Raw genomic sequence first — 15,854 nt, 5'->3', positions numbered from 1 at the left:
CTATTGCCGCTCGATGTCTATCGATCGACGTCCCGTTAAACCTGGTTCCAGCGGCGGATGACCGGTTCGCTCAGATCGTGTTCATAGCCGAGAATGCTGATGCTGGTGGTGTCGAGCACGAAATGTGCGCCGCCTTGCGGCTGAAGGCCGAGCCAGCGGGCGGCGAAGACCCTCAGGAAATGCGCGCTGGAGAAGATCAGGACGTTGCCGTTCACCTGCCGTAGCTCGCCGATGATCCGGTCGGCTCTTGCGCCGACATCGGCTACGGTTTCGCCATCAGGGCATCCGTCGCGAAAGAGTTGCCAGCCGGGGCGCTGAGCAAGGATTTCCTTGGTGGTGACGCCTTCATAGGCGCCATAATTCCACTCCGCCAGATCGTCCTTGACGGCACGGGCATCGCCGAAGCCGGCGAGCGTGCTGGTGCTTTTGGCGCGCTCAGACGGGCTCGACCAAACGGCAGCGAAATCGATGGCGGGCAGACGGCCGGCGACCTTGCGGGCGGCTTCTTCACCGGCGGGGGTGAGGGGGATATCGGTTCGCCCCGTGTGCCGGCCGGAGAGGCTCCATTCCGTCTGTCCATGCCGAACCAGATAGATTTCCGGATACGCGCTGCTCATCTGAACGCCTCTCGATCGCGCTGAAATTCCCGTAATTCTTCGCATCTGTGAGACCCTCTGTCGAGGGAGCATGCCGGTACCCGCAGAGGAATAGTCATGTCATCGTTTCACGGCGCGGCGAACGCTGTATAGGAGGATGGCAAGGCAGCCCAGCAGCAGAAGCAGGCCGCCGATGAACGGCGGCAATGCGAGAAGCTTGACCGCGCCGGCGACCACGATCACCAGGATCAAGGAAAAGGCCGCGAGGCTGCCGTCGTCGATGAACATGCCGATAAGTTCGGATAGGGCGATGCGGATAATGTTCATTGGACTGCCTTTGCTGTGGTTTTGCCGATAGAGCCGCGCAGGCTGCGGATGATGGCGAAGGACGCCAGGGCAACAATTGCGAAGATGGCGATAAGTGCAAGGTCTTCGCCCGGCCAATCCGCGCCGATGCCTTCGCCGGTCCAGAAAATGCCGAAGCTGGTCAGCATCAGCCCGACGATGAATTTGAGCGTGTTTTCCGGCACTGTCGCGAGCGGGCGATGGACCAGCAGACCGATCAGCATCACCAGGATGAACGCGGCCAGAGCGCCGAGGCCGGCAAAGAGCGTCAGGCCATGGGCACCGCCGACGGCGATGACGATGAAGACCACCTCGACGCCTTCCAACAGCACCGCCTTGAACGAAGCAAGGCCGGCGAGATAATCGGCGCGCAGGTCCTCGGATTGTTGCCGGAGCGCCGCTGTTTCCTTGGAGAAGGCTGCTTCCTCATCATGCAGGGCTATTACGCCGAGTGAGCGCAGAATGGCTTTGCGCAGCCAGCGCATGCCGAACAGGATCAGGAGAACGCCGACAACGAATTGCAGTGTGGTAATCGGCACCAGCGCCAACAGCGGCCCGAAGATGAGGACGAGGGCTGCAAGCACCGCAAGCGCGAGAGCGGCACCCGTCAGCGCCGGACGCCAGCTCCGTGTGACGCCGACGGCAAGGACGATGGTGAAAGCTTCCACGACCTCGACGAAAGAGCCGAGGAAGGACGCCGTTATGGTGGAAAGGATCGGTGTGAGACTGTTCATGCAGTGAATCCTGGGCAACGGATAGCTGTTGATTTTGCATGATCTTATCCGATAGCCGCTCGAATTTTTCGGATAAGACGATGCCGAAAGTCACATTCATGATCACGTTTCGGTGCTTCACGCGCAGATATGTAACAAAATCCGCGCCAGCGCCGTATATTTTGCGGGACAGGTGATCGTCCCTTCGATGGGAGTTCCAGACATGTTGAACAGACGACTTCTCCTCATCGCCGCTGGCCTCGGGGCGGTTGCGGCCCGTCTTGGCTTGGCATCAGGCCCGGCCGTTGCGGGTGAGAAATTTCCCGTTACCCACACCGACGAAGAATGGCACAAGCTGCTGACGCCGGACCAATATGCCGTGCTGCGCGAGGAGGGGACGGAATATCCTTTTTCCAGCCCGCTGCTGCATGAGGAGCGCAAGGGCAATTTCGCCTGTGCCGGCTGCCAGCAGGATGTTTTCTCTTCAAGCACGAAGTTTGACAGCGGCACCGGCTGGCCGAGCTTTTGGGCGCCGATCGACGGTGCAGTCGGAACGACTGAGGACCATTCCTTCGGCATGGCGCGTACGGCTGTGCATTGCAGCCGCTGCGGCGGCCATCTCGGCCATGTCTTTCCGGACGGGCCAAAGCCGACAGGCTTGCGCTACTGCATGAACGGCGTTGCCATGACATTCCACGAGATTTCGGCCTGATCGCCGAAGGGCGAGCCCCCGCTGAAAAGGCTGGGTCTCAGCTCTCCTTGCTTATCGCCGCTCGCACCGCGGGGATAACTTTCTGGCCGTAAAGTTCGATGCAGCGCATCAGTTTGCGATGGCTGAGTGTACCGGCGCTGTATTTCATCTGGAAGCGGCTGACGCCGAGCGTCTTGATGACCGGTGCGAGCTTGGCGGCGACGGTTTCGGGCGAGCCGACATAGAGTGAGCCGCTTTCGATCTCGCTATCGAATTCGTTGCGCGTCATCGGCGGCCAGCCGCGCTCGCGGCCGATGCGATCGCGCATCGCCTTGTAGCTCGGCCAGAGCTCCTCGCGGGCCTGATCATCCGTATCGGCAATATAACCCGGCGAATGGATGCCGATCGGCTGAACCGTGCCGCCCAATTGCGCAAACGCCCTGTGATAGAGATCGATATAGGGCTGAAAGCGATAGGGGCTGCCGCCGATGATCGCCAGCATCAGCGGCAGGTTATATTGTGCGGCGCGGACGACCGAAGCCGGGCTGCCGCCAACGCCGATCCATGTCTTCAGATGACCCTTCTCGATCGTCGGGAAGACGCCTTGATTGCTGAGCGGCGGGCGGGTCGTTCCCTTCCAGGTGACCGGTTCATTGGAGAGGAGGGCGGCGAAAAGATCGAGCTTTTCCTCGAACAGTTTTTCATATTGCGACAGCTCGAAACCGAAGAGCGGGAAGGATTCGGTGAACGAACCGCGGCCGAGGATCACCTCGGCGCGCCCGCTCGAGGCCGCATCCAGGCTGGAAAAACGCTGGAAGACGCGGATAGGATCATCGGAACTCAAAACCGTGACTGCGGAGCCAAGGTGGATGCGCGATGTACGGCCTGCGATCGCGGCAAGCACCGTTTCCGGCGAGGAGACGGCGAAATCCTGACGATGATGCTCGCCGATGCCGAAGAAATCGACCCCGAGCTGGTCCGCGAACACGCCTTGCTCGATCACATTACGGATGACCTGTGCGTGGGATTCCAGTGTTCCACCTTCGTCTTGGGTCACGTCGCCGAAAGTATCGAGCCCGAATTCGACAGTGTTTGCCGTCATGATTTTTCCGTCGCCTATAGCAATTCCATTAGGGGGAGGCCTTTACCCCCGTTCCCCCGCGCGAACCATCTGCAAAGTTTCGGCGATTCCGTTCGAAGAATTCGATATGGTCCCGGTGGTAGTGTGGTGGCGTTGCGTTTGGCCGGGCCGCCGTCGATAGTGTCCCGGCCGGCATTCGATCGTTGGAGGGAAAAGGAGGAGGCGCATGTCAGAGCTGAAGAAAATCAATCTCACGAAAGCCTTTGCGGCGTTCAACGAGCCCTGGATTCCGCGGATCGGTGGCGACATCAACGACTTTCAGATCAAACTCGTCAAACTCGAAGGCGCCTTTCATTGGCATCATCACGAGGAGGAGGACGAGTTGTTCCTCGTTATCAAGGGCACGCTTCGCATGAAGCTGCGCGAGGAGAACGGCGGCGACATCATCCTCGGCCCTGGCGAATACATCATCGTGCCACACGGCGTCGAACATTGCCCCACGGCGGAGCCGACATGCGAGGTTCTGCTGCTGGAGCGGAACACGACGCTCAATACCGGCAATGTGGAGAATGAGCGCACGGTGCGGCAGCCGGCGCGGCTTTGAACGGTGCGGGAGGACTTGCGATCGCGGCTTAGCGGGACCGCAAGTCGGGTTCGAGGCTGCTCGCCGTCAATTCAATTGCGCCAGCTTGTTCGGCGAACGGCGGCATTCGGCGAAGACATCCAGGCTGCGGTCGTAGACCTTCGTCGCGACATCCATCAGGCCGAGGACGCTGTGGAAGATATTGTCGTGAGAATAGGTGCCGTCAACGGCGCGTTTTCCGAGGCAGGCCATGTCATAGCCGCCCGTCTTTGCCAGATCGTCGGCCACCCAGACCAGGAACGGCACATGGGTCTGTTCCGAAGGGGCGATGATATAGGGCGTACCGTGCAGGTAGATCCCGTTTTCGCCAAGCGACTCGCCGTGATCGGAGAAATACACGACTGCGCCGGACAGCGAATTTGAGCGCTGCTTCAATTTATCGATCACCGTCGAAACGATATGGTCCGTATAGAGGATCGTATTGTCGTAGGCGTTGGTGATCTCTTCCGGCGTGCAACTGCCGAAATCATTGGCGCGGCAGTCGGGCTGGAAGCGGCGGAACTCTTCGGGATAGCGCTGGTAGTAGGCAGGGCCGTGGCTGCCGAGTTGATGCAGCACGAGGACGCTGTCTCCTTTGACATGGTCCAGCCAGTTATCGACCTTGTCCACCAGGATAGCATCCAGGCATTCGCCATCCTTGCAGAAGCGGGGATCGGCCGATGTCGGCAGATAGGTGTAGGGAACGCGGTCGGTGACGTGATAGCTGCCCGTATCGTTGTCCAGCCAGCTCACGTCGACCTTCGCATGGGTCAGCACGTCAAGAAGATTCTGCGTCTCTAGGCCCTTCAGGTGGGTATATTGCTCCCGCGTATAAACGGAGAACAGACAAGGGATCGAGGTTGCTGTCGCCGTCCCGCAACTGCTGGTCTTGGGGAAGTAGACCACATTCTGTTTCGCCAGTTCCGGATTGGTCATCTTGCCATAGCCGCCGAGTGAAAAGTTTTTGGCACGCGCGGTTTCGCCGGCGACGATGATCGTCACGCGCGGCTTGCCGTTATCTGTCGTGCCAACCCTGTGGGCATCCGTCCCCAGAGGCTGTGCGACAATGCTTGAATCCTTGCGCGAGTTGATGGCGTAGCGCACGGCGCTGGTGATCGGCATTACTGGATTGAGCATATCCACGAGATCGGGGTGCGCACGGCCGACACCTGCGAACGTCTTGTAGAAGCTGGTGCCTACGATCACGAAGACGGTGAGGCAGGAGAGGATGACAGCGGTATTATAGGCAAGCTTCTTGAGAAGGGGGCGATGCGCGATGCGTACCCATGCAATCACCAGAGATGGCAAAACACCCGTCAGCAGCACATGCATCGCAAAGCGCAGCGTGATCAGATGGCCAGCCTCGGCGCCAGTCGATACCGCGGCATTACGGATCATCTCCTTGTCGATGATGACCCCGAATTGATCGTTGAACCAGGAGGACACCGCCGCCACGAGAACGAAGAAAATCAGGATCGGCTTCGTGAGGTATTTGGCGGAGAAAGACGTGAAGAGCGCCATGATGGCCGCGGAGATGCCAATGGCGAAGGCGGCAAAGGCAACAGGCTCCGCAATAAAATAACCATAAGCCTTGGTCCAAAATGCCTGGTTCGTCACAAGAAGGATATAAATCGTGGTTAAAAGGCAAAGTGTAACGCTGCCGATTGCTGGCCGGATGCTTCGTCGGCCAGGCTGGATGTTTTTATCGTCCAATGTTTTTCTCCAAGGCGTTTCCTGCGAAGCGAGTCGGAAACCGCAGACCGCAGCGCATAGGGCGCAACTTTGACTATTTTAAAGCGCGCGACCGTGCCCGCCGTTCCTGACATTTACCTGAACGGCATTCGTTTGTGCACAACTGATTGACGATCGTTGCCGTTTTCCCGCTCTTTTCGGCGCTTGGGCACGCGAATTTCAGGTCGCCGTCAGCAATCCCGATCATAGCTTCATGTCTCGAACAAGGGAGAAGTCGTGCGGATTTTGCTGGTCGAAGACAATGCCATTATCGGCAATGCGGTGCAGGATCATTTGCTTGCAGAGGGCTGGACAGTCGATTGGTCGACGGACCTTAAGTCCGCGATGACGGCGGCCGCCGCCGGAGCTTATAGCGTCGTTCTCCTCGACCTTCGCCTGCCGGACGGAAGCGGCCTGGAACTGCTGAGATATATGGGGACGAAGGTCGATTCGACGCCGGTGATCATCATGTCCGCTTATGATCAGCTCTCGGACCAAATGACTGGAATGAGCATTGGTGCGGTGGACTATCTTATAAAGCCGTTCGGGCTTGGCGAGCTCACCGCTCGCATCCGCAGAGCTACAGCATCTTCAAGCGCCGGAAAATCGGGACATCACCGGTCGAGCGTTCTTCCGAAAGCCGGCTGAACGCGGCAACATTGCGCTCAAGGCCGCGCCGATCTGGGGCCGAAAATCTCGAAAACGGTCAACATGGCTGCGAAGATGACCAGCGACAAAAGCCAACCGAGGACTGCATCGGAGAGATAGTGGGCACCGGTCAGAACACGCATCGTCGGCATTATGATCGACGCGACGGCGAGCGGCACTCCGAGAGGAAGGCGCCAGCGCGGCGGCAGCAGCAGGACGAGACAGAGAAGCCATCCGGCCGATGATGACTCTCCGGAAATGAAAGAACAATTCTTCAGGCATTGGCCGGCAAACGAGCCCGCCTCAACGAAATTGAACACTCCACCGAAGAGATCGGTATCGCGGGGGCGCGGCCGGCCGGAGAACGCTTTCAGGATCAGATTGACGATGACGCCGCAGCCGATGGCAAGTGACAGGAGTGCCGCTACGCACTGGTTGACTTTTGGTGTGCGCCAATGGGGTCCGAGTTTCCTCCAGGACAAGTAAATGACGGCGAGCAGCACGACCACTGCGATATAGGGTAAAACGAGCGTGATGGAGCGCAGATTGACGAAGAGCCGATCCCTGTCATAGCCAAACATGCCGCAGACATCGCCGACCGGGTCTGCCGAAGCGCAAGGCCCATTCGTAAAGACGCTACCGGCGACGGAAAGATCGATCTGGGGAAATCTGTTGAAGAGAAGAAGCAGCAAACACCAAAGTGCGGATAGTGCTAGGAACGAGGCGAGCGGCCTTCCGAACGACGCCGCACGTTTGGGGTAGGCAACATAATCTTCATACATCAGGAAACGCCGTCTTCCGTCATCGCATACAGGAATGGGACGAGGGTCCGTCGGCCTCGAAACGCACTGATGATCTTCGCCCATCATTCCCTACGGCAGAAGCCTGACAGTAGCCTGAAACATCAAATGCTTACGACCCACGGTTTCTCCTTTTGGTGAATGAACAGTAGATTTCCGCGATTGCGGCGATTACCGAGCGCGATCATTTGCGGAGCGAGCGGAGAGGGCCTCGGTTTCGTCGTTGACGATTCCCAGCCTTGCCTCGATGACAGCAATCTTTTCGGGCGTATCCGCGCCTGTCGCTTCGATGTCTATGAAAAGTTGTTCACATCCGCCGGGCGTAACAGTGACGAACATCTGGCCGGTTTCGTCGCTGATGTTGCGCCAGCTATGGCGCACATGTGGGGGCAGCGCGACGACGGTGCCGGGAGCGGCATCGAACCCCTCTTCGCCGCACTGGAAGCGGTATGTGCCACGAATGATGCGAAATACCTCCATCTCGCGCGTATGGGTGTGCGGCGCGGGTCCTTGGCCGGGCGCGGTGAATGTTTCCCACATGCCCATGGCGCCATTTGTATCCGCGGCGGTTGCGTGAATGACGACGGGGGCGCCGAAGGGCGTGCGGGCGATCCGTTCAGCGCCCGGCCGAGAGATAACTGCCTTGCTGAATATCGTCATGTCTGCCTCCAAGGTGAAGGTTACAATAGGATAGCACTGATATTCTCGGACGAAGGCGAGGAGATTAGCACGGGACAGCTCAGGATTGAAGGCGGGCTTGTTTTGTATCCGGCGGAAAATCCTAGCCGAGGCCCGCCTGACCGGCGCTTCTATTGTATTTCTATCCGCAGATTATTCGCCGGTCTGGAAGTAAGCTTCGAGGCGATAACCGTCGGGATCGATGATGAAGGCTGCGTAATAGAATTGGCTGTAGTCAGGCCGGATGCCAGGCTTGCCGTTGTCCTCGCCGCCGTTGGCAAGCGCGGCGGCGTAGAAGGCGTCGACCGCCGCCTGGCTCGGCGCGACGAAGCAGAAATGCAGCCCGGAGCCGCGATCGGCCGGAACCGGCCGCTCCACTTCCATGACCCAAAATTGCGCCCGCTCCGCGCCATATCCGATCGTGCCTTCGAAATTCGACAGCCGCTCGTAGCCGAGCGGTGCCAGTGCCGCGTCGTAGAATTGCCGCGCTCTGTCCAGGCTTTTGACACCAATCGAGATGTGATCGAACATAAAACAGGCTCCTGTTGTCGGCTTTCGCGGCTTCATGCTTGCCAGGGCTGAAGGTATTATCATCCCTTCAAATCCAATGGCTTCGGCGTTGGCTCCAACCATCTTTCAACGACCGTTCGAAGTCAATGAAGAGTGCGGGGAAGAGCGCGGCGCCTGTTTGGGATCTTGAGCCAGAGGCGCCTTCGATGCATTTTTTCAAATCGTCTGTCGATTTTCGAAGGACTGCTTCGTCGTTGTATTGAGCGAGACAATTCAGCGGCACTGGCGCCAGCGGCTCGCCTCGAAAGGAATGGTCAAATGCGTTTCATGTCTATCATCACGTCCGCTCAAATCGGCATGCCGACGCCGGAGCTCATGGAAGCCATCAGCAAGCTCGCCGATCGCGAGACCAAGGCCGGCCGCATGATCGACACCGCCGGGCTTATGCCGATGGAAACCGGGGCTCGCGTCAGCATCAAGGACGGCAAACTCGACATCGTCGATGGCCCGTTCGTTGAGGCAAAGGAAGTGGTTGGCGGCTATGCGATCTTCGAATTTCAGAACAAGGAGGAAGCGTTGGCGCTGACGGTCGAATTCATGCAGCTCCACATAGATCACATGCCGGGCTGGGAGGGCACGTGCGAGGTTCGTCCGTTTTTCACGCCGGATATGTACCCATGCAGCGCGCACTCGGTCGCGGCCGAGGTCGCGTGAGGCGAGCGGCCGAAAGAGGGAATAGGCGGCCATGACGGCCGCCAACGCCCATCGCACGATCCTCGCCGTCTGGCGGATCGAGCAGCCCCGGCTGATCACCAGCCTGGCAAGGATGTTGCGCGACGTGCCTTTGGCCGAAGACCTGACGCAGGAAGCGCTGTTGGCGGCTCTGGAACGGTGGCCGGAGACGGGTGTTCCGGAAAGACCCGGTGCATGGCTGATGGCGACCGCCAAGCGCCGGGCGCTGGATCATATGCGCCGCCGCGAGATGCTTGGGCGCAAGCACGACATGATCGCCCGGGATATGGACGAGGAGCAGCAGGCCATGCCCGATTTAGACGCTGCCCTTGATGACGACATAGGCGACGAACTGCTCCGTCTCGTTTTCACCGCCTGCCATCCATTGATATCGCGGGAGGCCCGGGTCGCCTTGGCGTTGCGGATGATCTGCGGCTTGACGACAGAGGAGATCGCGCGGGCTTTTCTGTTGCCGGAGGCGACGATCGCACAGCGTATCGTCCGCGCCAAACGAACCCTTTCGGAATCAGGTCTCGCCTATGAGACGCCCCGCGGCGAGGAGCTCGCGCAGCGGCTCGCCTCCGTGCTGGAGGTCGTCTATCTCATTTTTAACGAAGGCTATACGGCGGCGCGCGGCGAGGACTGGCTGCGGCCTCAGCTCTGCAACGAAGCACTGCGCATGGGCCGCGTGCTCACCTCGGTCTCTCCAAACGAACCCGAGGCACATGGGCTGCTGGCGCTGATGGAGCTGAACGCCTCGCGCGCTGCGGCGCGCACCGACGCAGCCGGCGAGCCGATCCTTCTGCTGGAACAGAACCGCGCCCTTTGGGATCAGCTCCAGATCCGGCGAGGGCTGCGAGCACTTGCGCGGGCACGGGATCTCGGCGGTGCAAGCGGTGCTTACGCTCTGCAGGCGGCCATTGTCGCCTGCCACGCGGAGGCCAGGACAGCCGAGGCGACCGATTGGGCGCGCATAGCCGGGCTCTATGCGAAACTGGCGGCGGTTGTGCCTTCGCCGATCATCGAACTCAATCGCGCCGTCGCGGTTGGCATGGCGGAAGGGCCGGAGGCTGGGCTGGCGATCGTGGATCAGCTTGCAGACGAGCCGGCGCTCAGGGGATATCATCTGCTGCCGAGCGTTCGCGGCGATCTGCTGCAGAAGCTTGCTCGCCATGAGGAGGCGAAAGCCGCTTTTGAAGCGGCGGCAGCCCTGGCCGGAAACCAGCGGGAACGCGACCTGCTGATGCGGCGTGCCGCCGAGGCGGCGGCACTGTCGTCATCATAATATTTGCCGGGGCAATGGCCATTTCCTTCGACAATCAGCTTCGGGATAGTCGACGCTGGCTGATTGCAAATACCCGCACTCAAGACGGTGCGGGTATTTGCGACACCAACTACTCCGCCGCCTGATAGACATTCGAACGCGACGTCGATGTCCTCGGGCCGACCGCCGCCAGCAATGTCACCGTAGCGGCCAATATCGCGACGAAGGCGGTGCCGGCGATATAGGGATTCCAGCCGAAGCTTGGTGCCGCGCCGAAGGTGGCGGATGCGGCTGCCAATACGATGCCGCCGCCGATCTGGAAGGAGGCGAACAGCAGCCCGGAGGCCAGGCCCGACTTATCGTCTTCGACATCGGAGAGGGCGGCCACCTGCACCGACGGATAGGTCATGGCATAGCCGACGCCGAGCAATAGCTGAGAGACGGCGACGAGCAGGATCGGATTGATGTTTCCGACCGAGAGGACCCAGAAGACATAGCTGATGGCTTGCAGCCCGACGCCAAGCGTCATGAGGCCGGTCGTGCCGCGATTTTGCCCGATCGCCGCAAATCGTGGTGCTAGGAACATGACACAGACGCCGCCGAAGGCGAAGGAAAAGCCAGTAGCGAAGGCCGACCAGCCGACGACGTCCTGGTAGTAGAGCGTCGCGATGAACTGGAAGCCGACATAGGAGCCCTGGAAAAGAGCGGCGATGGCGTTGGCATGGCTGAGCTTTGCCCGCCGGAAGATGGCAAGCGGCACCATCGGATCCCTATGCCGGGCCTCGACCAGCAGGAAGAGCAGGATGAGGACCAGTGCTGCGACCAATGCCCCCCAGGTCGGAAATGCCTGCCAGCCGGCGGATGCGGCGTTGGTGATGCCGAAGACGAAGAGCAGCAATCCGGGCGTGATCGTCAGCGCACCGGCCCAGTCGAAGTGCGGCCGCGGCCCAGTGCGCCGATGATCGGTAGGCAGGACGAAGGGCGCAAGCACCAGTGCGAGGATGGCAACGGGCGCGCCCATGACCAGCGTCGCCCGCCAGCTAATGATGGTTGCGGCGCCGCCCAGCACCATGCCGAGCACAAATCCGGCAGCGCCGGTGGAGGAGAATACGCCGAGCGCCTTGGCGCGGGCGCTTCCTTCCCCAAATACGGACAGCAGCAGAGCGAGTGCCGCCGGCGCGGTGAAGGCTGCGGCAATGCCCTTGATCAGACGTGCGGCGATCAAGGTCGGCGCGCTGTCGACGAAACCGCCGGCGATGCTGGCGGCGGCGAAGACGCCGAGCGACCAGAGGAAGACGCGGCGATGGCCGAAAAGATCGGCGACGCGGCCGCCGAGCAGCAGAAAGCCGCCATAGCCGAGCACATAGGCACTGACGGCCCATTGCAGCGATGTCGCCGGAATGCCGAGCTCTGTCTGGATTGCGGGCAGGGCTACGCCGATGGTGGAGACATCCATGGCGTCCAGGAAGTTGGCGGCGCAAAGCAGCAGCAATGCCAGCCCGGCTCCGCTTCGTGGTTTGGAATAAGTCATCGGGATCGTTCCTTCCTATGCTGCCGCCTCTCGGGAGGTTGGCGGGCGGCAGGGAACGAGAAAATGTACAGCTTCCAACCCTATTGCAAATTGATAGTAACCATGTCAGGTATTACTGGCGATGATGAACGACGCCACGCTTCGAAAGATCGACCTCAATCTGCTGCTCGCCTTTTCCGTGCTCATGCAGGAACGGAATGTGAGCCGTGCCGCCGAGCGCCTCTTGCTTGGCCAGCCCGGCCTGTCCGCTGCTCTGCGCCGGCTGCGCGAGACGCTCGATGACGAATTGTTCGTGCGCGTCGGACGCGGCTTGCAGCCGACGCCTCGCGCTCTTTCCATTGCCCCGGCCATCGAGGATGCGCTTTCGGGCATCGAGCGCGCCATCCGCCCGCCGGCGGCCTTCGATCCCGGGAGCTGGGAGGGTGAGTTCCGCATCGGGCTATGCGACAATTTGGAATCGGCTTTCTTCGGGCCACTAGCGGCGCGGTTGCGGAAGCTGGCGCCCGGCGTTCGGTTGGGCAGCGTGGCGTTCGACAGGCGCGATGCCGCGCGCCTGCTGGACGAAGGAGCCTATGAGTTCAGCATCTCGGTGCATGACGAACCCGCCTCCTGGCATATTCGTGCGCCTTTGTTCGAACAGGCCTCGTTGTGTATCTATGATGCCCGGCATTTGAAATGCGCGATGCCGCTGAGCCTGAAGCAGTTCGCGAATGCGCCGCATGTGACGGTGTCACTCGAGGGCGCCATATCGACCAATGTCGATGTCGCTCTTGCACGCCTCGGCCATCGCCGCCAGGTGGTGGCGACAGTGCCGCGTTTTTCCGCTTTGCCGCCGACATTGCGCGCCATTCCGGCCATTGCGACCGTTCCGGAGTCCATTGCCCGCTGCATGGCGCAGCTTCACGATCTGACGATTTCAGCGCCGCCGTTCGAATTGCCGGCTGACCCGGTGACGATGCTCTATCGCCGCGTCGATCAGGCCGACAGCCGGTCGGTCTGGCTGCGTCGCTTGTTCGTGGAAGTCGTGGCGGAAGCGCTGAAGGCGAGTGGCTGCAGCATGGGCGTTTCCACGGCTGCCTGCTGCTTCGATAAGGTTCCTTTGGACGAGGCGGTGTGAACTTCGAGAGAGGGATCCCATGCCATTACCTTTGGTTCGACGCACGAAGCGCCTGCTGTTGCGCTCGCCCGTGGAAGCGGACCTCGACTTCGTGACTGCCCTCTTTGCCCGGCCGGAACTCGTCGCGCACCGGCCCGATCCGACGCCGGATACGCCTGACGCAAGTGCGCGACGACTCTCTCGTGACATGGATCACTGGTGTCACCATGGGTTCGGCCGCTTGGCTGTGGAGGCGGATGGCAGGCTGATCGGCTTCGGCGGCGTGACCGTGTCGAAGGAATTCAATGGTCTCAACCTGTCCTATCATTTACATCCGGATAGCTGGGGACATGGCTATGCGACCGAATTGGTGAGCGATGTTTTATCTTTCGCGTTCAATAGCTTACATGCAGAACAGGTGATCGGCCTCGTCCGCTCGGCAAATGCCGCTTCCAGACGCGTCCTGGAAAAATCCGGCTTCGCCTTCGAGCGGGAAGTCATGCTGCACGGTGCGCCGACCAATCTCTTCGTACTCTCCGCCTACGGCCAAAGAGTATGACCGCCAAATGGCTGTTATCCTGCCCATATGGGCGTAGACGAATTGCAGGCTCTTCTTTTTGTCCGTCCCACTCCACAATGGGGCTCGACAATCCGCGCCATGCGCGAGACTGCAAGGGGGAGACCGCGATGACGGAAACTCGTCTGACAGGGGAAGACGCGTCCAACGCGAGCATGAGTCAAAACGTGCTCTCCGGTTCCGGTGCAGGACATTTGGCGCTGGTTCCCACATGGATGCCGTTGGATCTTGCATCGAACCAAAACGTCAATTCCGCAGGAAGCGGCGGCGACGGAATCGCGACCGGCATTATCAGCAGCAATCCCCTCGCTATCTTCACCCCATCCAACATGGCGATAGCCGGCCCTCATTCGACAGCGGACGCCTTTCAGGGCAATGGTGCGCTTATCAATCAACACTCCACCGAAATGGCCGGCCTTGGCGGCGATGGCGGCAGCGGCAATATCGCGCTCGGCGGTATCGGCAGCACCTCCGTCAACCATGCCGGAACCGGCGGCAACGGCCTGTTTTTCGGCGGTATCGTGAGCTCTGATGTTGCCGTCTTCGCGCCGGTGAATACCGCCGTTGCTGGCGGTGAGGGATCCGTGGCGCATTCGGAACAGACGAACAACGCAGCGTTTCTGCAAGGCGCAACCCAGATCGGCGGCGTCGGCGGCTCGGGCGGCGACCATAATCTGGCCGCTGGTGGCGGAGGGACGGAGAGTGCCGCTTCAAGTGCCGCAAACACCCTCATTTTCAATGGTGACAACTATGCTGGCCATGGTGGCGACGGCCACTTCATCGGCAGCATGATCGATGTGAACGTCGCCATCTTTTCGCCAATCAACATCGCGGTCGGCGCTGCTGGCGGCTCGGCGGAAGCTCATCAGACGAACGATGTGATTTTTGACCAGGGCGGTATCCAGATGGCGGGTATCGGCGGCAACGGCGGCGGTTTCAACCTGTCGTCGGACACGATCTTCACCGGAAACAGTATGGGCGGCGGTGGCGGAGCGGGTTCTGCGAACGGAAGTTTCGTCGATGTCAGCATCGGGTACTTCCATCCCATCAACATTGCCGTTCCCGCCGGCGGCACGGCCGACGCCCAGCAGATCGACCATATCCTCACCGATCAGCATACGCTGCAACTGGCGGGCATTGGCGGTCATGGCGGTGAGGGTAACCTGACGGATGCCCATTCGGCTCTCGTCGATGACATCCTCAATTTCATGCATAGCTAGGTCGGCTGAGCCGTTCAGAGACTGCTTTATCTTTTGTTTTTTCGCAGTTGCGGATGGAAAAGCCGCTCAGCATTTTTGTCGAAATTGCGTCAGAAGCGCGTGTTCGCTGGAACACGCGCAGATCATTTCAGTTCCGCGTTCCAACTCTCAACGGAAGTGTTCGTGGAGAGCATCGCCCCCTTTTTGCGAGCCCCGTGCCTGCTGTTATTTCGGCATAACCATTTGGGATACATCCTCTTTCCCGGCCATACCCCACCCAAAGGGACATCTCCGAATATCCGGCTGGTTCACCGGTTGAATTGCGAGCACTGTCTGCAAGCGGTTTTCTTGCCTGGTAATGACGTACCGGCATCGGGCCGTGGGAGACTTTCGGACCGAATAGGAGAGGAGTTAAACTATGCCTATTCCACAGATAACTGATACGATCAATCTCACCGATCCCACTGCAGGCAACGCCAATGCCGGCAATGGCGGCGACGGATACGGCAACGGGAATATTCATTACGATCCCACTGCCTATGTCAATAACTACCAGGACGTCTACGGGGCCTCAACTGATCTCCATAATGGCGATCACGTTCACCAGATGGCTGACTGGGATGCCGGCGGCGGCGGAGCTGGCGGATTGGCCCAAGCTTATAACGCCGCGCTTTCCGCACTCACCGCAACCGGTGGAGCTGGCGGGAGCGCCACTTCGAACGGTAGCCAAGGCTCTGTGAGCGGCGGCGACGTAGCAGCGGTTTCTGCAGCCACGACAGCCACGCAAGACACTACATCGTTGATCGACCAGCATGCCACCATCATATCCGGCATGGGTGGCAATGGCGGTAACGGCAACACGGCACTAGGCGGTAGTGTATCGACTGCGTTGGTTCATACGGACACCATCAGCACGGCCGTATCGAATGCCTTCGATCATTTCGACAATTCTTTTGGCGGCAGCATCGACGTGCACCACCTCGGTACGTGATCGATTATGCCAACCGGCCCGTGAATTCGGGTCCTGAGGATCGCAGGTT

At 60.1% G+C, this 15,854-nt stretch carries 18 protein-coding genes; 9 read left to right on the top strand and 9 right to left on the bottom strand.

Annotated features, from left to right (window positions below; genetic code table 11):
- Positions 1 to 35 precede the first annotated feature (35 nt).
- From QA648_RS11220 to QA648_RS11210, 3 genes are all read right to left on the bottom strand, one after another.
- Complete coding sequence (locus QA648_RS11220; protein ID WP_283046933.1) at positions 36 to 617, bottom strand: histidine phosphatase family protein; 582 nt, start codon at positions 615 to 617, stop codon at positions 36 to 38.
- Between the two features lie 99 nt (positions 618 to 716).
- Positions 717 to 923: a hypothetical protein gene (locus QA648_RS11215; protein WP_283046931.1), complete on the bottom strand. Its 207-nt coding sequence runs from the start codon at positions 921 to 923 to the stop codon at positions 717 to 719.
- Positions 920 to 1,675, bottom strand: a complete 756-nt coding sequence (locus QA648_RS11210) for a COG4280 domain-containing protein (RefSeq protein WP_283046929.1) — start codon at positions 1,673 to 1,675, stop codon at positions 920 to 922. The genes QA648_RS11215 and QA648_RS11210 overlap by 4 nt, the downstream gene beginning before the upstream one ends.
- Before the next feature lie 202 nt (positions 1,676 to 1,877).
- Between QA648_RS11210 and msrB the strand changes: the two genes are divergently transcribed.
- Entirely contained in the window at positions 1,878 to 2,366 is a 489-nt protein-coding gene (gene msrB, locus QA648_RS11205) for a peptide-methionine (R)-S-oxide reductase MsrB (protein WP_283046927.1), read from the top strand.
- Between the two features lie 37 nt (positions 2,367 to 2,403).
- On the opposite strand, the gene QA648_RS11200 is transcribed toward msrB, so the two are convergent.
- Positions 2,404 to 3,447, bottom strand: coding sequence for an LLM class flavin-dependent oxidoreductase (locus tag QA648_RS11200; RefSeq protein WP_283046925.1), 1,044 nt, complete (start codon positions 3,445 to 3,447; stop codon positions 2,404 to 2,406).
- A 205-nt stretch (positions 3,448 to 3,652) separates the two neighbouring features.
- On the opposite strand from QA648_RS11200, the gene QA648_RS11195 reads away from it, so the two are divergent.
- Positions 3,653 to 4,030, top strand: coding sequence for a cupin domain-containing protein (locus tag QA648_RS11195; protein WP_283046923.1), 378 nt, complete (start codon positions 3,653 to 3,655; stop codon positions 4,028 to 4,030).
- A gap of 66 nt (positions 4,031 to 4,096) precedes the next feature.
- Here the strand turns inward: QA648_RS11195 and QA648_RS11190 are convergent, their stop codons facing one another.
- Entirely contained in the window at positions 4,097 to 5,761 is a 1,665-nt protein-coding gene (locus QA648_RS11190) for a phosphoethanolamine--lipid A transferase (RefSeq protein WP_283046921.1), read from the bottom strand.
- 255 nt (positions 5,762 to 6,016) lie between these two features.
- Between QA648_RS11190 and QA648_RS11185 the strand changes: the two genes are divergently transcribed.
- Positions 6,017 to 6,427, top strand: coding sequence for a response regulator (locus QA648_RS11185; protein ID WP_104823935.1), 411 nt, complete (start codon positions 6,017 to 6,019; stop codon positions 6,425 to 6,427).
- A gap of 17 nt (positions 6,428 to 6,444) precedes the next feature.
- On the opposite strand, the gene QA648_RS11180 is transcribed toward QA648_RS11185, so the two are convergent.
- The 3 genes from QA648_RS11180 to QA648_RS11170 all read right to left on the bottom strand — a co-directional run bounded on the left by QA648_RS11180 (position 6,445) and on the right by QA648_RS11170 (position 8,436).
- The gene (locus tag QA648_RS11180; protein WP_283046919.1) at positions 6,445 to 7,209 is read right to left on the bottom strand and encodes a phosphatase PAP2 family protein; all 765 of its coding nucleotides are present in this window, start codon (positions 7,207 to 7,209) and stop codon (positions 6,445 to 6,447) included.
- Positions 7,210 to 7,398: 189 nt separating this feature from the next.
- Positions 7,399 to 7,887, bottom strand: coding sequence for a cupin domain-containing protein (locus tag QA648_RS11175; RefSeq protein ID WP_283046917.1), 489 nt, complete (start codon positions 7,885 to 7,887; stop codon positions 7,399 to 7,401).
- A 171-nt stretch (positions 7,888 to 8,058) separates the two neighbouring features.
- A complete protein-coding gene (locus QA648_RS11170) occupies positions 8,059 to 8,436 on the bottom strand; it encodes a VOC family protein (RefSeq protein ID WP_104823932.1) in 378 nt (125 codons plus the stop codon).
- A 297-nt stretch (positions 8,437 to 8,733) separates the two neighbouring features.
- Here QA648_RS11170 and QA648_RS11165 point away from each other — a divergent pair, with 297 nt between their 5' ends.
- Together QA648_RS11165 and QA648_RS11160 are read left to right on the top strand one after the other, a co-directional pair.
- Positions 8,734 to 9,129 (top strand): YciI family protein, encoded by a 396-nt coding sequence (locus tag QA648_RS11165; protein ID WP_283046916.1) that lies wholly within the window; start codon positions 8,734 to 8,736, stop codon positions 9,127 to 9,129.
- A 31-nt stretch (positions 9,130 to 9,160) separates the two neighbouring features.
- Entirely contained in the window at positions 9,161 to 10,432 is a 1,272-nt protein-coding gene (locus tag QA648_RS11160) for an RNA polymerase sigma factor (protein ID WP_104823930.1), read from the top strand.
- Between the two features lie 109 nt (positions 10,433 to 10,541).
- Here the strand turns inward: QA648_RS11160 and QA648_RS11155 are convergent, their stop codons facing one another.
- A complete protein-coding gene (locus QA648_RS11155; protein WP_283046914.1) occupies positions 10,542 to 11,942 on the bottom strand; it encodes an MFS transporter in 1,401 nt (466 codons plus the stop codon).
- A gap of 121 nt (positions 11,943 to 12,063) precedes the next feature.
- Here QA648_RS11155 and QA648_RS11150 point away from each other — a divergent pair, with 121 nt between their 5' ends.
- The 4 genes from QA648_RS11150 to QA648_RS11135 all read left to right on the top strand — a co-directional run bounded on the left by QA648_RS11150 (position 12,064) and on the right by QA648_RS11135 (position 15,805).
- Positions 12,064 to 13,059, top strand: coding sequence for a LysR family transcriptional regulator (locus QA648_RS11150; protein ID WP_283046912.1), 996 nt, complete (start codon positions 12,064 to 12,066; stop codon positions 13,057 to 13,059).
- Between the two features lie 19 nt (positions 13,060 to 13,078).
- Positions 13,079 to 13,597 carry a GNAT family N-acetyltransferase gene (locus QA648_RS11145; protein WP_283046910.1) on the top strand — a complete coding sequence of 173 codons (519 nt, stop codon included), beginning with the start codon at positions 13,079 to 13,081 and terminating at the stop codon, positions 13,595 to 13,597.
- A gap of 128 nt (positions 13,598 to 13,725) precedes the next feature.
- The gene (locus QA648_RS11140) at positions 13,726 to 14,835 is read left to right on the top strand and encodes a hypothetical protein (RefSeq protein ID WP_104823926.1); all 1,110 of its coding nucleotides are present in this window, start codon (positions 13,726 to 13,728) and stop codon (positions 14,833 to 14,835) included.
- A gap of 397 nt (positions 14,836 to 15,232) precedes the next feature.
- A complete protein-coding gene (locus QA648_RS11135; RefSeq protein ID WP_104823925.1) occupies positions 15,233 to 15,805 on the top strand; it encodes a PE-PGRS family protein in 573 nt (190 codons plus the stop codon).
- Positions 15,806 to 15,854 lie beyond the last annotated feature (49 nt).

Source organism: Rhizobium sp. CB3171 (assembly GCF_029714265.1).
GTDB lineage: Bacteria > Pseudomonadota > Alphaproteobacteria > Rhizobiales > Rhizobiaceae > Rhizobium.
This window is presented reverse-complemented; position numbering and strand designations above follow the sequence as displayed.